Origin of the sequence: Sulfurimonas sp., assembly GCF_016744025.1 — a bacterium.
Taxonomy (GTDB): Bacteria; Campylobacterota; Campylobacteria; order Campylobacterales; family Sulfurimonadaceae; genus Sulfurimonas.
This window is the reverse complement of the sequence record NZ_JADGFC010000044.1, coordinates 1-18,237: the sequence shown is the minus strand read 5'-3', so window position 1 is coordinate 18,237 and position 18,237 is coordinate 1. Positions and strand designations below refer to the sequence as shown.

At 29.1% G+C, this 18,237-nt stretch carries 19 protein-coding genes and 1 pseudogene; 15 read left to right on the top strand and 5 right to left on the bottom strand.

What is annotated here, in order from left to right; translation table 11 throughout:
- The 5 genes and pseudogenes from QZZ48_RS08070 to QZZ48_RS08050 form a co-directional block, all read left to right on the top strand.
- Nucleotides 1–303 (top strand): annotated as a pseudogene (locus tag QZZ48_RS08070) (DNA repair protein Rad52); the annotation flags it as partial.
- Between the two features lies 1 nt (nt 304).
- Nucleotides 305–523: a hypothetical protein gene (locus tag QZZ48_RS08065; RefSeq protein WP_294964139.1), complete on the top strand. Its 219-nt coding sequence runs from the start codon at nt 305–307 to the stop codon at nt 521–523.
- An 11-nt stretch (nt 524–534) separates the two neighbouring features.
- Nucleotides 535–840 (top strand): DUF2958 domain-containing protein, encoded by a 306-nt coding sequence (locus tag QZZ48_RS08060; RefSeq protein WP_294964136.1) that lies wholly within the window; start codon nt 535–537, stop codon nt 838–840.
- Nucleotides 830–1,066, top strand: a complete 237-nt coding sequence (locus QZZ48_RS08055; protein WP_294964134.1) for a hypothetical protein — start codon at nt 830–832, stop codon at nt 1,064–1,066. Before QZZ48_RS08060 ends, QZZ48_RS08055 begins: the two co-directional genes overlap by 11 nt.
- Before the next feature lie 792 nt (nt 1,067–1,858).
- Nucleotides 1,859–2,452 (top strand): hypothetical protein, encoded by a 594-nt coding sequence (locus tag QZZ48_RS08050; RefSeq protein ID WP_294964132.1) that lies wholly within the window; start codon nt 1,859–1,861, stop codon nt 2,450–2,452.
- 161 nt (nt 2,453–2,613) lie between these two features.
- Here QZZ48_RS08050 and QZZ48_RS08045 read toward each other — a convergent pair whose 3' ends face one another.
- Nucleotides 2,614–2,850, bottom strand: a complete 237-nt coding sequence (locus QZZ48_RS08045) for an XRE family transcriptional regulator (protein ID WP_294964129.1) — start codon at nt 2,848–2,850, stop codon at nt 2,614–2,616.
- Between the two features lie 111 nt (nt 2,851–2,961).
- Here QZZ48_RS08045 and QZZ48_RS08040 point away from each other — a divergent pair, with 111 nt between their 5' ends.
- The 8 genes from QZZ48_RS08040 to QZZ48_RS08005 all read left to right on the top strand — a co-directional run bounded on the left by QZZ48_RS08040 (nt 2,962) and on the right by QZZ48_RS08005 (nt 13,773).
- On the top strand, nt 2,962–3,318 hold the full coding sequence (locus QZZ48_RS08040; protein WP_294964126.1) for a hypothetical protein: 357 nt from the start codon (nt 2,962–2,964) through the stop codon (nt 3,316–3,318).
- 32 nt (nt 3,319–3,350) lie between these two features.
- Entirely contained in the window at nt 3,351–3,665 is a 315-nt protein-coding gene (locus tag QZZ48_RS08035) for a hypothetical protein (protein WP_294964123.1), read from the top strand.
- Complete coding sequence (locus QZZ48_RS08030; protein WP_294964120.1) at nt 3,665–4,066, top strand: hypothetical protein; 402 nt, start codon at nt 3,665–3,667, stop codon at nt 4,064–4,066. The genes QZZ48_RS08035 and QZZ48_RS08030 overlap by 1 nt, the downstream gene beginning before the upstream one ends.
- 148 nt (nt 4,067–4,214) lie before the next feature.
- On the top strand, nt 4,215–6,656 hold the full coding sequence (locus QZZ48_RS08025) for a type I restriction-modification system subunit M (protein ID WP_294964119.1): 2,442 nt from the start codon (nt 4,215–4,217) through the stop codon (nt 6,654–6,656).
- On the top strand, nt 6,650–7,873 hold the full coding sequence (locus QZZ48_RS08020) for a restriction endonuclease subunit S (RefSeq protein WP_294964118.1): 1,224 nt from the start codon (nt 6,650–6,652) through the stop codon (nt 7,871–7,873). Before QZZ48_RS08025 ends, QZZ48_RS08020 begins: the two co-directional genes overlap by 7 nt.
- A complete protein-coding gene (locus QZZ48_RS08015) occupies nt 7,866–11,042 on the top strand; it encodes an HsdR family type I site-specific deoxyribonuclease (protein ID WP_294964116.1) in 3,177 nt (1,058 codons plus the stop codon). The genes QZZ48_RS08020 and QZZ48_RS08015 overlap by 8 nt, the downstream gene beginning before the upstream one ends.
- Entirely contained in the window at nt 11,029–11,745 is a 717-nt protein-coding gene (locus QZZ48_RS08010; RefSeq protein WP_294964113.1) for a SprT family zinc-dependent metalloprotease, read from the top strand. Before QZZ48_RS08015 ends, QZZ48_RS08010 begins: the two co-directional genes overlap by 14 nt.
- 69 nt (nt 11,746–11,814) lie before the next feature.
- Nucleotides 11,815–13,773 carry a hypothetical protein gene (locus QZZ48_RS08005; RefSeq protein ID WP_294964110.1) on the top strand — a complete coding sequence of 653 codons (1,959 nt, stop codon included), beginning with the start codon at nt 11,815–11,817 and terminating at the stop codon, nt 13,771–13,773.
- Nucleotides 13,774–13,836: 63 nt separating this feature from the next.
- On the opposite strand, the gene QZZ48_RS08000 is transcribed toward QZZ48_RS08005, so the two are convergent.
- From QZZ48_RS08000 to QZZ48_RS07985, 4 genes are all read right to left on the bottom strand, one after another.
- Complete coding sequence (locus QZZ48_RS08000) at nt 13,837–14,499, bottom strand: hypothetical protein (RefSeq protein ID WP_294964108.1); 663 nt, start codon at nt 14,497–14,499, stop codon at nt 13,837–13,839.
- A gap of 248 nt (nt 14,500–14,747) precedes the next feature.
- Entirely contained in the window at nt 14,748–15,716 is a 969-nt protein-coding gene (locus tag QZZ48_RS07995; RefSeq protein ID WP_294964105.1) for a hypothetical protein, read from the bottom strand.
- Nucleotides 15,717–15,807: 91 nt separating this feature from the next.
- Nucleotides 15,808–16,089 (bottom strand): hypothetical protein, encoded by a 282-nt coding sequence (locus tag QZZ48_RS07990; RefSeq protein WP_294964102.1) that lies wholly within the window; start codon nt 16,087–16,089, stop codon nt 15,808–15,810.
- A 3-nt stretch (nt 16,090–16,092) separates the two neighbouring features.
- The gene (locus tag QZZ48_RS07985; RefSeq protein WP_294964099.1) at nt 16,093–16,305 is read right to left on the bottom strand and encodes a hypothetical protein; all 213 of its coding nucleotides are present in this window, start codon (nt 16,303–16,305) and stop codon (nt 16,093–16,095) included.
- A 357-nt stretch (nt 16,306–16,662) separates the two neighbouring features.
- Between QZZ48_RS07985 and QZZ48_RS07980 the strand changes: the two genes are divergently transcribed.
- The gene (locus tag QZZ48_RS07980; RefSeq protein WP_294964096.1) at nt 16,663–17,553 is read left to right on the top strand and encodes a WYL domain-containing protein; all 891 of its coding nucleotides are present in this window, start codon (nt 16,663–16,665) and stop codon (nt 17,551–17,553) included.
- A 42-nt stretch (nt 17,554–17,595) separates the two neighbouring features.
- Nucleotides 17,596–18,162, top strand: a complete 567-nt coding sequence (locus QZZ48_RS07975; protein ID WP_294964093.1) for a hypothetical protein — start codon at nt 17,596–17,598, stop codon at nt 18,160–18,162.
- The last annotated feature ends 75 nt before the right edge of the window (nt 18,163–18,237 follow it).

The window sequence follows — 18,237 nt, the reverse complement described above, 5'->3', positions numbered from 1 at the left end:
AGGTCGTGTGGTAGGCAGTTTGGCAATGATTTGTATTCAAAGAAACCAAATATAAATCAGAACAATCAACAACAATCACAGCAATACTCTCAACCAATGAAACAACAGCAAAAACAATCTCATAATCCACAAGATTACTCATCTCTTTACAAGATTGGATTAACCATTTTAGAACAAGGTCAGAATCTAGTTGTGGTGGGAGATGACATCTTTTCAAAGAAAGATAGCATTAAAGCTTGTGGGTTTCGTTGGGATGGTGCTTCTAAACTCTGGTATAAGCCAATAGAACAACAAGCAGCCTAAGATGAGAAACTTCATATTTTTAACTATGGAAGGATTTACCCATGACCCAAACAATAAAGCTATCCAAAACATGCAAGTATTGGGTTCTGCTGGTGGAGGGAATATTCAAGAAGCTCTGAAAACTTTTAAGTATGACCAGTCTTACTTGAATCAGTTTGCGTTTAAAGATGTCATAGGTTTAGAATACATTGGTGATTTCATACACCATTTAGAGCTTTAAAGGAGAGCAATATGAGTAAGCTAATACCCGAACAATTGATTAATGAAATACCCCCATTGTATGCAACAGAAGAGCTAAAAGATGATGCAAAAGTATGTCATGTAAAATTGTTCACTTCTAGTAATTGGTCTTGGTACATAATTGAAATCTCAGATGATAAAGATATCTGTTTTGGATATGTACAAGGCTTGGAAAGTGAGTTAGGTTACTTTTCGTTAGAAGAGTTGGAATCTCTTAAAGGTCCACTAGGATTGCATGTTGAAATGGATTTGTCATTTGAGCCAACACTCCTATCTAAAGTAAAAAATGAAACCTGAAAGAGTAGATGAACTAGTTAAAAGTCTTGAAAATGTTGATGTAGTGGAATTTGTGCATAGCGGATTTTACTATGAAATTTTTGAAAGTACATGTAATGATGGATTTGCTGTTAATGTATATTCTAGTAATGAGAAAGATGAATATGGTGACTACATAGATAAATACCTTATTGATGGTGGACTATGTACTGGAAGTGTAAAGGATGCAATAGAGTTTATGTTGTAAAATATATTACACTAATAACTACACTTAATTAAGAAGTAACATAGAATCATAAATGCTATTCTCACTTAAAGTCTGACTTTCAATAATGAAAACCATGGTTATGTTGTTATATTAAAACTTATATATAAAAGTGTTATATAGTTTAACCTCCCCCATACGAGGGGCTAACGCCCCTCTCCCCCTCCTAGATAACTAGAAGATGGTTTGTTGTGGGTTATATAAGATTATGCTTTTTTCTGGGTTGTTCTCATAGGTTATAGGTATCTCCTGAGATGCTAAGAAGTGTAATACCGTGTGTCTACAAGGATATATTATTAATAGGATTAACATGGATATAGGTAAGTATAGGAGTACAATATGGAAACGACGCAGTATATATTAGGTACCAGTCACGGGTTACCTCTTGAGCAAGTAAAAAATATAAATGCTAGAATATTTAAGTATAAGGCTAGAAAAGTTCACGGTACGCGGTACGGGTACGATAAGATTGACCAATACCTGACCGCTAGTTTACCAGTGCCAATTACATGCAAAGTACATGGGACATTTTTACAAACGCCCCACCGTCACTTAGCGGGTAAAGGATGTAGGCTGTGTAATTGTTCATTACCAAAAGGTACGGATAAATTTATAGAGGAAGCCACCATTGTACACAAGGGTAGGTACAAATACCCGCGTACCAAGTATATAGATAGGAATATAAAAGTGACTATTACTTGTCCATCACACGGAGATTATGAACAACCTCCACGCACACATTTATACGGTGCACTGTGTCCAAGGTGTAGGATTGTGTCAAAGGGAGAAGAGGCAATAGTAAAGTACCTTGAAAAAAAGAAGATTGCCTTTCGCAGAGAATATCGCTTACCAGGTGAGAGATATAGATATGATTTTTACTTACCTCATGTACCGCTACTAATAGAATACCATGGTAGACAACATTATTTTGCTAATAGTGGTTGGGGTGGTAAGAAAGGGTTCCTTAAGCGGGTAAGACACGACAAAATTAAAGTAGAACTAGCCAAACGTAACAATTTAGATTTATTGGTTATTACTTACCCAGAGATTAAAGAAGTTGATAGTGTGTTGGAGCACGGGCTATTTAATAAAAATATAGCTACTCGTGTAATGGATGTCTCACACATATACGCCCTATACGGCATACATGATAAAGGTGAAGATAGTTACACTAGATTCTATAACATATTAATAACCTATCTAAGAGGAGAAGACGAGGTTCCTGTAATTAAAAGAACTAGAAAAGTTAGAAAAAAGGTTAAATACATAACTAATATATTAAGAGCATGTACGTCAAAGGATATGATGGATAATTTTATTCGTCTTAGTCCACTGGAACATAAACTGATATTAAAGAGTACAGCATAGATGCAAGTGCATCTATGCTGTACTCTAATAAGGTTTATTTTATTGCTGCTCAGGTCATCATGTTTCCTAAACTGAATTAGGTATTTCTTTTTACTTGGGAGTTCTAACAGAATATACTTCTATCATATAATATACAAATTATTTTTTATTTTGATATAAAGCTACTCTTCTTCAAAAAGCTTTGTAATAGGAACCTTTAGAATCTTAGAGATTTTATGTATTTGTTCAAGATTGAAATGTTTACCCTTATAACAAATCTCACCACTAGATACAACTGATACAGATTTATAGCCCATAACCATAGATAAGCTAAGTTGTGACATCTTTTTCTCTTTTCTGTATCTTGCTACATTTCTACCGATAGTTTGATAAAGATCTTCTATTGTAATTTCTTGCATATATGTACAACCTACTATTAGTGTAATTTACTTATAAGTTTATCTTCTGTAGAATTCTCTATCAATCACTATTAATACACTGTATGATAGTAGATATAATTAGGAGTCTTAATGAAGAAGTACATTGGTGTTTTTATAACGTTGTTGTTAGTTGTAGGTCTAAGTGGATGTGGAGAGGAAGAATCAAAAGTGTCACCGGTAAAGATTGAAACTGTGATTCATGACCAATATTTGGGAACCTTATTATTTAAAATCCCTCAAGTGACCATAACAGCCGTTACAAATGTAACAGTGCAAGATGTAATCATTAATGAAGGCAATGGCTGTAGATTAAGCAATGCACAACCAAAACTTCCAAGTGCTATGAAATATGGAGATAGAGTTGTCAGAACTTATACAGCACATTGTAACGTAATGAAAGTTGAAGTTGTTACTACTGATAAAGGTAACTGGAGTGTTGAATATTAATAGAGTTAATTTAAAATTAAAAGGAGATATAAATGCCAGGACTACTAAATTGTCCATTAGACGAAGAAGTAATTAAATACATAGAAAATTGTGAAGATTTTCATATTGAAGGTAATAAACAAAAAGAGAATGTTAAGCAAGTAGAACAGCTATTAGAGAGCAAGGGCTATAGTGTAAGAGTAAAAACAAAGGGTAGAGAAGCTACTTTACTTTTTACGCCAATATGGGCTTTAAACGTTACATTTCAAGCTGCACATGCATTAACAACTTATAACCCTGATTGGGTCATTTATAAAGCTGTATTTGGTTCTAAGATTGAAGTTAAATATTTCGGAAAGGAGTCATAATGTTTTTAAATAGACTAGATCAACAATCTAAAGTTACTTTTTTAAAGTTGGCATACCATGTTGCTAAATCAGATGAATCTTTTACTCAAATGGAAAGGTCTTTAATCGAAGGCTACCTTAACGAAATGAATATATCTGACATAGAGTATGAAGAAGAAACATTTTCACTAGAAGAGTGCCTTAACAATATCGCTAACAAAGAGTACCAAAAAATTATTTTAATAGAATTATTGGCAATTGTTTATACTGACAATCTCATGCATTCAAAAGAGAAAGAGATTATAGATACTATCGTTGATACTTGGAATATTAATTCTAGCCTTGTTGTTGTTTATGGAGAGTGGTCAAGAAGCCTCTTGTCACTTCATATACAAGGAGAGGCATTGTTGGAGCTAAGCTAATTATCCGTATTTGTCCCTACAATAGGGACAAATACAATTTCTAGCTTTTTTTTATCCAATGCATACTATATTTCACATACTTAACTTCCAATATTGCAATACTTCGCTAAAATAATAGCTTATAATTTTAAATACTTGGAATAACTAAATGGCAATTAAAAAAACAGAACTATATAGCTCATTATGGGCGAGTGCAGATGAACTTCGTGGTGGTATGGATGCTAGTGAATATAAAAACTATGTACTAACACTTCTTTTTATGAAATATGTATCAGACAAAGTTGATGACCCTAATAGTTTAATAGAAATTCCTAATGGTGCTAGTTTTTCTGACATGGTTGCTCTTGCTGGCGATAAAGAGATTGGTGATAAGATAAACAAAATCATTTCTGCTCTTGCTGAAGCTAATGGCTTAAAAGGGATTATTGATACTGCTGATTTCAATGACAACACAAAACTCGGTTCTGATAAAGAAATGGTTGATAGGTTATCTAAACTTGTAAGAATATTTGATACTTTAAAGCTTAGTTCAAATAATGTAGATGATGATGATTTACTTGGTGATGCCTACGAGTACCTAATGCGACATTTTGCAACTGAATCAGGTAAGAGTAAAGGACAGTTCTATACTCCATCAGAAGTTTCTTCTATCATGCCAAAAATCATTGGTATAGATAATAATACAACTCAAAACCAAACTGTATATGATCCAACTTGTGGCTCTGGTTCATTGTTATTAAAAGCTTCATCAGAAGCACCAAATGGATTGAGTATCTATGGGCAAGAAAAAGAAGTATCTACAACAGCATTATGTCGGATGAACATGATACTTCATAACAATGCAACAGCAGAAATAGCAGTTGGAGGGCAAAGCACCTTAGCAAAACCCGCTTTTACTGATAAAAATGATATTAATAAATTAAAAACATTTGATTTTGTTGTTGCTAATCCACCATTTTCACTTAAAGCTTGGACTAGTGGAGTAGAATCTCCTGATAGATATGAAAGATTTGAGGGATTTGATACACCACCTGAAAAAAATGGTGATTATGCTTTTTTACTTCACATGGTAAAATCACTTAAAAGCAAAGGAAAAGCTGCTGTTATTTTACCTCATGGGATACTATTTCGTGGAAATACAGAGGGAGATATTAGAACTAAACTAATAAAAAAAGGATTTGTAAAAGGCATTATAGGACTACCCGCAAACCTTTTTTATGGTACTGGAATACCTGCTTGTATTATTATAATAGACAAAGAAAATGCGAGTGCAAGAACTGGTATATTTATGATTGATGCTAGTAAAGGATTTAAAAAAGATGGTAATAAAAATCGTCTAAGAGACCAAGATGTACATAAAATAGTAGATACTTTCAATAACCAATTAGAAACTCCGAAATATGCAAGAATAGTAACTCTAAGTGAAATAGAAAAAAATGAATATAACTTAAATATTCCACGATATATTGATAGTAGCGAAATAGAGGATATACACGATTTAGATGCTCACTTCAATGGAGGAATACCTAGCTTTGATATAGATAACCTAAGTGCTTACTGGGATGTTTTTCCTGCACTTAAAAATCAACTATTTATGCCAAGTAATAGAGCTGGATATAGTGATATAAAAGTACACTCCAATGAAATTAAACAAGCCATTTTAGAATCAAGTGAATTTATAAAATTTAAAAAAGAGATAATAGAACATTATAAACAATGGAAAAATAGTCATGACGATTTACTTTATTCTTTAGATATTGGAGTTGGTAGTAAATCGTTTATACATGCACTATCAGAGGACTTACTTCATAGTTTTGATGATATAAAATTAATAGAAAAATATGATATTTATCAGATACTTAGAGACTATTGGAATGAGATACTACAAGATGATATTTATCTTATCTCTCAAGATGGTTGGAAAGCTGGAAATGATGTCAGAGAATTAGCTCCAACGAAAGTAAAAGGTAAAAGTATTTATAAAGAAGCTCATGATTTTGAAATAAATAAAAAACTCTATAAAGCTGATTTGATACCACCATCTTTAATAATAGCTTCTTATTTTCAAAATGAACAAAATAAAATTGATGAATTACTAAATCACTCAGAAATAAAAACACAAGAGTTAGGGGCTTTTATAGAAGAAAACACTGGTGAAGATGGACTCTTAGAAGATGCACGAAATGAAAAAGATAATATAAATAAAGCTAGTGTAGCAGCAAGGTTAAAAATAACAAATGATAAAAATGAGATAAAAGCTTTAAAACAATGTAAGAAACTCTTTGAAGATGATGCAAAAGCTAAAAGAATATTAAAAGATGAACAAATTAAACTAAATTTAGAAGTATTTAAAAAATATCCAACTCTTAGCATTGATGAAATCAAAGACCTTGTAATAGAAAACAAGTGGAATACTTATCTATTAAATTCTATTAAAGATGAAATTGACAGAGTTACATCATCTTTATCTAATCAAGTAAAAATTTTAAATGATAGATATAGAGTTACCTTGCCAAAACTTGATAAAGAAGTAACTAAATTGACTAATAAAGTAGAAAAGCATTTAAAAGCTATGGGAATATCATGGTAAAAGATGATACTTATCAAGTTGTAAATATTGGTCAAGACACTACTCTTAAAGCACGAATTGGTTGGCAAGGCTTAACTGTTGAAGAATATAAGGATATTGGAGAATTTTACTTAGTAACTGGTACCGATTTTGAAAATGGTTTTGTAAATTGGGATAGTTGTCATTTTGTAGACAAATATAGATATGTACAAGATAAAAATATTCAACTCAAAAATGATGATGTTATAGTAACAAAAGATGGAACTATTGGAAAAATTGGTTATGTAAAAAATCTACCATTACCTGCAACATTAAATAGTGGTGTATTTTTAGTAAGAGCAGTTGGGGATAAAATTTATCAAAAGTATCTTTATTATATTTTTACATCTGAAATATTTAGAGAGTTTTTAAATAGATTAACAGCAGGCTCAACGATTAATCACCTTTATCAAAAAGATTTTATTCATTTTGAATTTCAAGCTCCGAAAATTGAAGAACAAAAAGCAATAGCTACAGCTTTAAGTGATACCGATGAGCTTATAAGTTCACTTGAAAAATTAATATCAAAGAAACAAGATATTAAAAAAGCTACAATGCAACAACTTCTTACTGGTAAAAAACGACTTGATGGATTTTGCGGGAAATGGAAAAAAAAACGACTTGGAAAAATAGCAAAATTTAGAAGAGGTAGTTTTCCTCAGCCTTATGGATTATCAAAATGGTATGATGAACAAAATGGTATGCCATTCATTCAGGTTTACGATGTTGATAAAAATATGAGACTGAAAAATTCCACTAAACAAAAAATAAGTAAAATTGCTGAACAATATAGTGTATTTATAAAAAAAGACACCTTGATATTAACAATTCAAGGTAGTATTGGTCGTATTGCATTAACTCAATATGATGCATTTATTGATAGAACATTATTGATTTTTACTAATTATTTAATTCCAATTAATAAAATATATTTTATGTATCAAGTTTTTGAATTATTTCAAATAGAAAAACAAAAAGCACAAGGGGGTACTATTAAAACTATAACTAAAGAAGAATTATCAAGTTATAAAATTAGTATACCACCTACAAAAGAAGAGCAAACAGCAATAGCCACAATCCTGTCAGATATGGACAAAGAAATAGAAAAACTAAAATCAAAACTATCAAAAACAAAAGCTATAAAAGAGGGAATGATGCAAGAACTTCTTACTGGTAAAACAAGGCTAATTCATGAGTAATATAGGACAAATTGAGAGAGCTACACAAAACAGAGTTGTTAAACTTTTTAACAAAAACTCAAAAGATTTTAATCTTGGATATACCTATCTTGGTGATTGGACAGATAGAGAAGATAATAAAAGCATTGAGGTTGAGTATCTTACAAAGTATCTTAATTCATGTGGTTATAATCAAACTCTTATTACAAAAACACTTAGAGAATTAGACCAAGCTTGTGTTATGGGTGATGGCAGAAAACTATATGAAGCGAATCAAGATGTATATAAACTTCTTAGATATGGCATAAAAATCAAAGAAGATGCTGGTAGTAAAAAGAAAACTTTATGGCTCATTGATTGGAAAAATCCAGAAGAAAATGACTTTTATATAGCCGAAGAAGTGAGTATAAAAGGCGAGAATAAAAAGAGACCAGATATTGTACTTTATGTCAATGGTATTGCCTTAGGAGTCATAGAGCTCAAACGTGCTACTGCATCAGTTGCTAAGGGTATTAGACAAAACCTTGATAATCAGAAAAAAGAATTTATAAGAGATTTTTTTACAACAATGCAACTTGTAATGGCAGGAAATGATACAGAGGGTTTAAGATATGGAACTATTGAAACAAGTGAAAAGTATTACCTTACATGGAAAGAAGAAGATCCAGACTATAACCCTAAAATAGACAGTAAAGATAAAAAGTATTTATCTAACTTAGAGTGTGATGGTGGAGAAAATGCTCTTGATTGTGCCATCATAAGACTACTAAACAAAAAAAGATTTTTAGAGATCATTCATGATTTTATAGTTTTTGATAGTGGAGTTAAAAAAACTTGTAGGCATAATCAATACTTTGGAATGAAGGAAGCACAAAAACATATAGCTAAAAGAGAAGGTGGAATTATCTGGCATACACAAGGCTCAGGTAAAAGCCTTACTATGGTGTGGTTGGCTAAATGGATAAGAGCAAATGTAAAATCAAAAACCGATAAGGAATCAACTGCTAGAGTTCTTGTTATTACAGATAGAACAGAACTTGATGAGCAAATAGAAAGAGTTTTTAATGGCGTAGATGAAGAGATCTATAGAACCAAGAATGGAAATGACTTAATTGGCACATTGAATAAAAATGATGAATGGCTGATGTGTTCATTAGTTCATAAATTTGGTGGTGGTAAAGAGTCAAGTGATGAGTTTATAAAAGAAATACAAAATAATATCCCTAAAGACTTTAAAGCTAAAGGCGAGTTGTTTGTATTTGTAGATGAGTGTCATCGTACACAGTCTGGAGAGCTTCATGATGCTATGAAACTCATCTTGCCAAATGCTATGTTTATAGGTTTTACAGGAACTCCACTTTTAAAAGATGATAAAAAAAATAGTATTGAAATCTTTGGTGGATATATTCATACTTATAAGTTTGATGAAGCCGTATCAGATGGAGTTATACTTGACTTACAATATGAACCAAGAGATATAGACCAATATATAACCTCACAAGATAAGGTTGATAAATGGTTTGATATTAAGACAAGAGGCTTGTCTGATATTGCGAAAGTTCAAGTCAAACAAAAATGGGGAACATTACAAAAAGTTCTTTCATCTCAATCAAGATTAGAACAGATAGTGAATGATATTTTAATGGACATGGAAACTAGACCAAGACTCATGGATGACAAAGGTAATGCGATGCTTGTATGTGCAAGTATCTATGAGGCTTGTAAAGTATATGAACTATTTGATAGAACACACTTAAAAGGTAAGTGTGCCATTGTAACTAGCTATATACCATCTATTGCTGATATAAAAGGCGAAGAGAGTGCTGAGGGGCAAACAGAGAAGCTAAGAAAGTATGATATTTATAGAAAAATGCTTGCTGATTATTTTGAAGAAGCCGAAAATACTGCTGTAAATAAAATAGAAACATTTGAAAAAGAAGTTAAAAAGAAATTTATTAAAAATCCTGGACAAATGAAACTATTGATAGTTGTAGATAAGCTATTAACTGGTTTTGATGCTCCAAGTGCAACTTACCTTTATATCGATAAAAAATTAAGAGACCATGGTTTATTTCAAGCTATTTGTAGAGTTAATAGACTAGATGGTGAAGATAAAGAGTATGGATATATCATTGACTATCAAGACTTATTTAACTCTTTAGAGGGTGCTATTAATGATTATACAAGTGAGGCTTTTGATAAATATGAAAAAGATGATATTGAAGGCTTACTTACTAATAGACTTGATAAAGCAAAGCAAAGTCTTGAAGATGCTAGAGAAAGTATAAAAGCGTTATGTGAGCCAGTTGAAGAGCCTAAAAACAGTATAGATTATATTCATTATTTTTGTGCAAATGATACTACAAGTAAAGATGAACTAAAAGATAATGAACCAAAGAGAGTAGCACTTTATAAATGCAGTGCAGCACTACTTAGAGCTTATGCTAATCTTGCAAATGAAATGCAAGTTGCTGGATATACAAGGGAAGAGTTTGACTCTATTAAGCAAGAGGTTACTCACTTTGAAAAGCTTAGAGAAGAGATAAAATTAGCAAGTGGTGATTATGTTGATATGAAAATGCTAGAACCAGCTATGAGGCATCTAATTGATACTTATATAAAAGCTGATGATAGTGAAATTTTAGCTAATTTTGATGAAATGGGACTGATTGAATTAATAGTTGAAAAAAATGTGGATGAGTTAGAAGAAAGTATGCCAAAGTCAATGAGGAAAAATAATGAAGCTATGAGTGAAGCTATTGAAAACAATATGAGAAAGCTTATTATCGATGAAAATCCAGTTAATCCGAAGTACTTTGATAAAATGTCAGAGCTTCTTGATGAACTTATCAAAGAAAGAAAAGATGGAGCAATAGAGTATAAAAAATATTTACAAAAAATAAAAGAACTAGCTTCAAGGGTAACAAAACCTGATGGAGATAAAAATTCAGATTACCCATCTTCTTTAGATAGTTCTGCCAAAAGAGCACTATATGATAACCTCGATAATGATGAAACTTTGGCAATAAAAATTGATACAGCTATAAAAATTACAAAAAAAGACAATTGGATTGGAAATAAGTTTAAAGAAAAAGAAGTATTAAATGCAATCAAGCAAATATATACCGAAGATCAAATCAAGTTAGATAAAATAATGGAACTGATAAAACATCAAAATGAATACCGTTAATCATAGTGTAATTACTGTAAATAATATTGAAGTTCATATTGATAGAAAAGATATAAAAAATCTACACGTAGGTGTCTACCCTCCTTATGGAAGAGTTAGAATCGCAGCCCCTCTACACATAGATGATGAAGCTGTTAGACTTGCTGTTATTTCAAAATTATCTTGGATAAAAAAACAAAAAGACTCTTTTGAAAATCAACCACGACAGAGTAAAAGAGAGATGGTTTCTGGTGAGAGTCATTATTTTTTTGGTAAAAGGTATTTACTCAATGTAATCATCGGAAGTTCAAAGCATAAAATAGTAAAAAATCATTCAAAATTAGAATTACATGTAAGAGCTAATACTTCTATAGAAAATAGACAAAAAGTTTTAAATGACTGGTATAGAGAAGAACTTAAAAAAGAGATTTCAAAGCTTATTCCAAAGTGTGAAAAATTAGTAAATATAAAAGTTAATTCATGGGAAATTAAAAAGATGAAAACAAAATGGGGAAGTTGCAATATAGAAAATAAAAAAATATTATTGAATCTTGAATTGGCAAAAAAGTCTATTGAAAATATTGAGTATATTGTTGTGCATGAGCTGGTTCATCTAATGGAAAGACATCACAATGATAATTTTAAAAAACTTATGGATAAATTTATGCCTAATTGGAGGGAGCGACGAGATGAACTTAATAGTGGGGTTTTAGAGAATTATTAAGTTGACTAAGCAGTAAAGTTTGGTTAAATAGTTTGGATATATAAATCTAAAGTAAATGAAGGATTTGAATTGAGTAAAAACGCAAAATACATATGTTCTCGATGTCAAAAAGAATTTGATGACAGAGAGTATAGCTACACTCAAGATAAATCAAAATGTATATTGCATTGTAAAAAAGAAAACTGGTACACAATTGTTGATAACAAGAAAGACTGGTCACAAAATAGCAATAGTATTAAGTTTTTTTGGGGAAAAATCAGAGAAATTATAAAAGATAGGAATGAAGATGAATTGTTTAAAAGAGGTGCTGCTTTAGATCTTACTTATATAATATTCCCAATATTTGAAAAAGAATATACTGAGGTGGATGAAGATGAAGATGGAACCCCGCATATACAATATTGGGAAGGAAATTTTCTTGACCAAAATATAGTTCTTGAGAAATCGCCTACATATAGGTTTGATTTTCCTTTAAACTTGAGTAATTCAATTTTTTTAGATGATGCAGATTTTAGTTATTATGAATTCCATAAAACTACTTATTTTGATAATGTTTATTTTATGGGTAGTTGTAATTTTACACATACAGACTTTAAACAAGTTTCTTTTAAAAATGTAACCTTTTTTAATTTAGTTTTCTTTATATACACAAAACTAAATTCTTATTCGTATAAAGCTGGAGATTTTGAGAACAGTATTTTTCATAAAGATGTTGAATTTTATTCAGTAACGTTTGGAGAAGAAAACAGCACTCAATCTTTTGACCTTGAATTTATAAAAACAAAGTTTAAAAAAGTTTCTTTCAACAAATGCATTTTCAATAAAAGTATGAGCTTTAATCAAGAGACGAAACTTGAACTTTTAAAAATTGAAAATGCCAATATAGACAAACTTTACATCAATGCAAATGTACCATCAATTTTTATTATTGGTGAAAAGCATAAAATTAATAAATTTGAATTAGCCCCTAATGAGCTTGAGAACTTATTAATATATAACTATATCGTAGAAAATGATTTTATATTGACTGATGAAAATAGAGGTAAAAATGAATTTATAGAACTAAAAAATCTAAATTTAAGTGAATCTAAATTTAAAGGAAAAGTAAAAATTCAATTCTATGATATTGAAAAGAGATCGGCTTTTTATAATACAAAATTTGAAGACTTAGCAGATTTTTATCAGACTAAATTTAGACATGTTGTTTTTGAAAGAACTGACTTTAAAGGTGTTTCTGTCTTCAGCGAATCTGAGTTTTGTTGTAACGTTGACTTTAAGTATACAAAATTTTTAGAAAAGTCGATTTTCAGAGATACTATTATTACTGGAAAATTAAATTTAAGAGACAGTATTTTTAATGATAATGCAAATTTCTTAGACGTTACATCATCATCTAGAAAAGTATTTAATAAAAAAACAGAAAAATATGAGTTTATAGGTGATGCCTCAGATATCCAAGTTGCTAACAGGGAAACGGCACGTACGATAAAAAATTTTTTTGATACAAAAAATAACATAATTGAAGCAAATCGTTTCTATAAATTAGAAATGGAAGAAAGGGAAAAAGAAATAGAAAATAATAAAAATAACATCTTAGAAAACATTGTTTTTAAACTCCACAGTTGGAGCTCAAACCATTCACAAGATTGGGTTCTTGCTCTATTTTGGATAATTTCTTTAACTTTAGGAGGATCTTTGATTAGCTATCTAAATTGTAATATAAATAATAATATTTTTGAAAAGTTTTTTTCTGGATTTATTATCATAGGTATTATATTTAGCATAAATGTTCATTTTGTTAATTGGAAAAAGAAAATTTCATCTGCAATTATCTGTATCTATATTGTATTATATTTATTTATTGCAAAGGATACTTCCTTTGAACGTTTTTCAGAGATAATCAATCCATTTTCTATTATGACAAGTAAAGATACATTAACCTTTGGCATGTTATTGTTTAAAACAATAATAGCCTATCTTATTTATCAATTCATTATTTCTCTTCGTCAAAATACAAAAAGAAAGTAATGGTAGTATATTTTGCCAAATGAGTTTGAATAAAGTTAGGTTTTATTGATTAAATAATTCTCTCTAATATGGGGACATTCTAATTACAAAATCATAAACGATTGAACCATATCCCCACCACAGTGTTCCTATTACAGTTAACCAAAATCCAAAATTAGCTGATTCAATATCTTTTTTTACTTCTCTTTCTTCATTAATTTCTTCTTTTGTTGAATCAAGATTTCCATAGTCTACTGTTCTACTGTCTCTTACTTTTTGTTTAATAGTTTTTCTCAATGTGCCTCTAGTAATCATAAATATTCCAGACATTGTTATGATTGAGCCGTAAGCTCCCATCCAAGCTGAGTTGCTTTTAAACCAAGTGCCGACTAATAAAACTAACAGCATTGAAAACACAAATCTTGCATCAGTAAAAAATACTATAAATTTAGGCACACTTAGAAATTCTATCTTTTGATATAATTTCTTTAATTTCATTACCATTTGTTCAAAATAGCTCAATACCTCTTTATTATAAGTCACTACGAACGAAAATATTATAGGAAAATAGAAAAACTCAGAGTCAATACTATTTACACTTCCTATAAACATGGTTATAATCATTGAAACTGTTACAGTGCTGGCTATTAGCTTACTACTAATTAATCCATTTTTAAACATATAAAAAATATTGTTTAACATTATAATCGTAATGCCAAACATAATTACACCTATTAAAATATTCATCTTGTCTCCTCTTTTTAAATTTTTACGTTGTTTACTTAATTACCTGCACTATATATTTTCTAACAAATTAACTATTTCATACTTCTTTTGCTCCGATAAAAAGATGTATATTTACTTAACTTTTTCCATACTTCAAAAAACGATATATTAAACAAATTAAATCTGGCATAGTAACTTCTTTTGCTGTAAAAGCCCGTAGCATAGACCTTTAACTTATAATCATCCTTATGACAGGAGATCAAAATTCTTTATTCTAAATTTTTAACAGTTATGTCTTTTTTTAATATATTTATAATTTGGTATTCTTCTTTTAATAAGTCTTTTTTAGTAAAAACAATATACATATCTGTTGCTTTAGATTCATTCTTTCCACCATTTATTAAACGTATTTTTTCAGGTATTTTCCTTACAATAAAAAAAGTTTTAAAATCACCGTTAAGTATGTAGTTAGAATAAAATCTTTTTGTGTCATTTATGAAAATATTGTTATTTAAAAGTTTTTTCTGCTGAAGCTCATTAATATAATGGTTGCTATGTACAAATTTTATATTATTTTGTAATTGTTCTAATCGGTTTGTAGAAAATGTTTTTTGTCTAAATAAGGATTGCCATACAGTATATTTACTAAACTGATATTCATTGTTTTTTATATAAACCTTATTCCAATTACTATTTAGTGAATCATAATGCAAAAAGATAATTAATGCAATTATAAAGCTTACAATTACAGTAACGAACCCTAGTACCCAAATACCAAAACTCTTTATAAATGATATTAAATATTTATAAAGCTTTGATGGTCCATACAATGTTATCGATAAAACTATTGCTACAATAAATGCTTGCGCAAATGCTTGAACTGATGAATCGAATAAGCCTTTTATTTGATCAAATTCAAAATAAATGTAGGCAAAGAGTGGAGTTAAAACTCCTGCAAATAAGATTGGTATTTTTTTTGTAATTATTGATAATAAACTAAATATTACAATTATTGAGCTATTTATAACTAATAATTCTTGGTAATTAACAATATACTTAAATGATTTAAGATCTATGCTATAACTAAACATACTAGCATAATCTACAGTTAATAAAATAATTATTAGTAATATATGCAATGAAGATATGTTTTTTTCATTTTTTTTTGCTAAATTTTCATGAACTTCTTCTACTTTAACGTCACACAAAATGGATCCTTTTTTATTATAATAGTGCAAAAATATGTTTTATTATTTTTGGAAGTGTCGTTTTTAACTAAGAAAATATCATTAACATACCACTTTTTTTGGCGGTATGTTAATAATTCAATTAAAGTCTTCGTTCAATTACTTCAATTAGTTTATCTCTCATAACCACATTAGATAAAGCAGGTTTATGTAAAAGGTCTTCGATCTTATGAACATCACCAAGGGTTTTTAATCCATATTTATTCATTAAAGTTTCAATAAAATAAAGTACTTCGTAACCTTCATCTTTATCTATTCTAATTCGATCTTGAATACCAGTATATTCTCCATCACCTGAATCTCTATTCCAAATATATTTATACTTATTAGATTGTAAATTACTTCTTTTAACTTGAACTGCCATGTATTATCCTAGATTATTATTGCGTGTTGCATCTGGATTACTAACAGGAGTAGGTATTCCATTAACATTTCTAACATGGTAATTTTGATAACTACCATTATTAATTTCTCTAACAAATTGACTTCTTGTCATATTTGAACCAGTATAGTTATCCTGAAATCTTTGATTTCTTCCAGAGTCACTTTCATTAGTAACGCTTACTCTTTTTCTTCCCATTTTATTTTCCTTTTTAAAATTAGGTCGATGTAGTAAAAAAAATATTAATAGACATTTAAGCTAGTTACTATTAGAATACATGTCTCAAATCAGTATCATAAGAGTTTTATTTTACTACGTTATTACTATGTTATAGTAAACCTCTTGTGAGTGTTTCTCACAATCTTAAACAATTAAAACCCTCCTTTTAAAAATATATTGTTAGCAAGTTAGCATTTTAAAGTACAAACTGCTAATGAAATTATACAACTTTAGTCTATTTCTGTCAAGTATAATTTCTAAAAAATCTCCAATAATGGAGTAAAATTACATATAAATTCTACTAAAGTATAAGTAGAATGGATTAAAAGGGCTATTATGAACGAAAGAATGATTAATATATATAAAGCTATATATAGTGATATAACTTGCACGAAAGAGTATTTAAAAAAATATCTTGAAGTATCAAGTATAAAAACAGTAGAAAACAACATTAAAGATATAGATGAAATATTTTATGATATCAAGTTAAGAAGATATAGGTTTAAAAACTTATTGCCAAATTATATACCTAATGAAACTTTTTTTAATATATTTAAAAGTGCAATAGTTAATAGACTTCTTAAAAATGACTTTTCACTATTAGAAAAAGATATTTCATCGATAAAAACTAATGACATGATTAAGGTTTCTGAATTATCTAATTTAGCAAAAAAAATTATCCAGTTTAATAATGCCATAAAAGACAATTGTTTATTAAAAGTTAAGTATAAAAAAGCAGGAAAAGAACTCGAAGAAAAATATATAAGACCTAATACTATTTTTTCAACAGGATTCACATATTATGTATATATTACCTATGATGAGTTAAATAAAGATAATGTAGGGGAAGAGAGAACATTTGCATTTAATGCAATAGGAGATATAGAACCAGTAAGCTATTTAAGTAATACAACCTTTAAAAAAGAACAAAATGGAAATGCATATGGAAGTTTTAAAAAAGATAAATTTGTAGTTCTTAATATGAATAAATATAGTGCTAATTTTTTTAAAAGAGAAGTTTTATTTAATAATGATGCTTTTGAAATAGTTGATGAAGAATTAGAAGGTGAATCAATAACTGTAAAAATGTACTATAATCAAATTTTTGAAATTGTCAAAATTATTCAACAATGGATGCCACAAATTAAAATTCAAAATAGTTCTGAAATACGGGACGAAGTGTATTTACAAATTGAACAAAACTTAGCAAAACTACTTATAAAATAAGTAGTTTTGCTATAAATAATTTTAAAAATAAAAAGGCACATAATGGGATTATTTGGAAAAAGTAAGAATGAAAAAGAGCTAGAGAAGAAAATCAATGATCTAAAAATTGAAAATAAATCTTTAAAAGATAATTTTGATAGACAAAGAGAACTATTAAAAACAAAAGAAAAAAATATAGACTTACTAATGAAAATTAACTCCAAGGGTGAGGATGATCATAATATAGTCTATTTAGTAAAATTTGGATTTGGAGATAAAAATTCAATAACAAATTGGTTTGAAGATGACAATATGAAAGATATTTTGTTAGGTAGGTTTAATGCTATGTTAAAAGCTCATTATCAAATGTACCAAGATTATGGAAGTCATATATTGACAGATGAAATATCTAGGATGTTAGATAATGATCTAATCTCAAATCGTATAGATGAATTAGCAGAAATTAATGATGCACACTATCTTCAAGCTTCATTTAAAGACTGGCAAGGGCAATTTTCAACTGTCTTAGAAGATAGTAAAATAGAATACAATGATTATGATGAACAAACAATAACAAGCTATCTGGTTTATGAAACTATGTTTCGTGCTCTTATGATGAGAATGAAATAATTAATAATAAAAATGATTAGTAAAAATACCAATAAGTATAAAAATGAAGAAATTTTATTAGAATCTAAACTCAAT

What these genes read in the sequence shown, in the direction of transcription:
- QZZ48_RS07985 (WP_294964099.1), bottom strand. Translation starts at nt 16,305, where the DNA reads ATGGGAAGAAAAAGAGTAAGCGTTACTAATGAAAGTGACTCTGGAAGA.
- QZZ48_RS08060 (WP_294964136.1), top strand. Translation starts at nt 535, where the DNA reads ATGAGTAAGCTAATACCCGAACAATTGATTAATGAAATACCCCCATTG.
- QZZ48_RS08065 (WP_294964139.1), top strand. Translation starts at nt 305, where the DNA reads ATGAGAAACTTCATATTTTTAACTATGGAAGGATTTACCCATGACCCA.
- QZZ48_RS08020 (WP_294964118.1), top strand. Translation starts at nt 6,650, where the DNA reads ATGGTAAAAGATGATACTTATCAAGTTGTAAATATTGGTCAAGACACT.
- QZZ48_RS08015 (WP_294964116.1), top strand. Translation starts at nt 7,866, where the DNA reads ATGAGTAATATAGGACAAATTGAGAGAGCTACACAAAACAGAGTTGTT.
- QZZ48_RS08025 (WP_294964119.1), top strand. Translation starts at nt 4,215, where the DNA reads ATGGCAATTAAAAAAACAGAACTATATAGCTCATTATGGGCGAGTGCA.
- QZZ48_RS08030 (WP_294964120.1), top strand. Translation starts at nt 3,665, where the DNA reads ATGTTTTTAAATAGACTAGATCAACAATCTAAAGTTACTTTTTTAAAG.
- QZZ48_RS07975 (WP_294964093.1), top strand. Translation starts at nt 17,596, where the DNA reads ATGGGATTATTTGGAAAAAGTAAGAATGAAAAAGAGCTAGAGAAGAAA.
- QZZ48_RS08010 (WP_294964113.1), top strand. Translation starts at nt 11,029, where the DNA reads ATGAATACCGTTAATCATAGTGTAATTACTGTAAATAATATTGAAGTT.
- QZZ48_RS08040 (WP_294964126.1), top strand. Translation starts at nt 2,962, where the DNA reads ATGAAGAAGTACATTGGTGTTTTTATAACGTTGTTGTTAGTTGTAGGT.
- QZZ48_RS08055 (WP_294964134.1), top strand. Translation starts at nt 830, where the DNA reads ATGAAACCTGAAAGAGTAGATGAACTAGTTAAAAGTCTTGAAAATGTT.
- QZZ48_RS08000 (WP_294964108.1), bottom strand. Translation starts at nt 14,499, where the DNA reads ATGAATATTTTAATAGGTGTAATTATGTTTGGCATTACGATTATAATG.
- QZZ48_RS08035 (WP_294964123.1), top strand. Translation starts at nt 3,351, where the DNA reads ATGCCAGGACTACTAAATTGTCCATTAGACGAAGAAGTAATTAAATAC.
- QZZ48_RS07990 (WP_294964102.1), bottom strand. Translation starts at nt 16,089, where the DNA reads ATGGCAGTTCAAGTTAAAAGAAGTAATTTACAATCTAATAAGTATAAA.
- QZZ48_RS07980 (WP_294964096.1), top strand. Translation starts at nt 16,663, where the DNA reads ATGAACGAAAGAATGATTAATATATATAAAGCTATATATAGTGATATA.
- QZZ48_RS08045 (WP_294964129.1), bottom strand. Translation starts at nt 2,850, where the DNA reads ATGCAAGAAATTACAATAGAAGATCTTTATCAAACTATCGGTAGAAAT.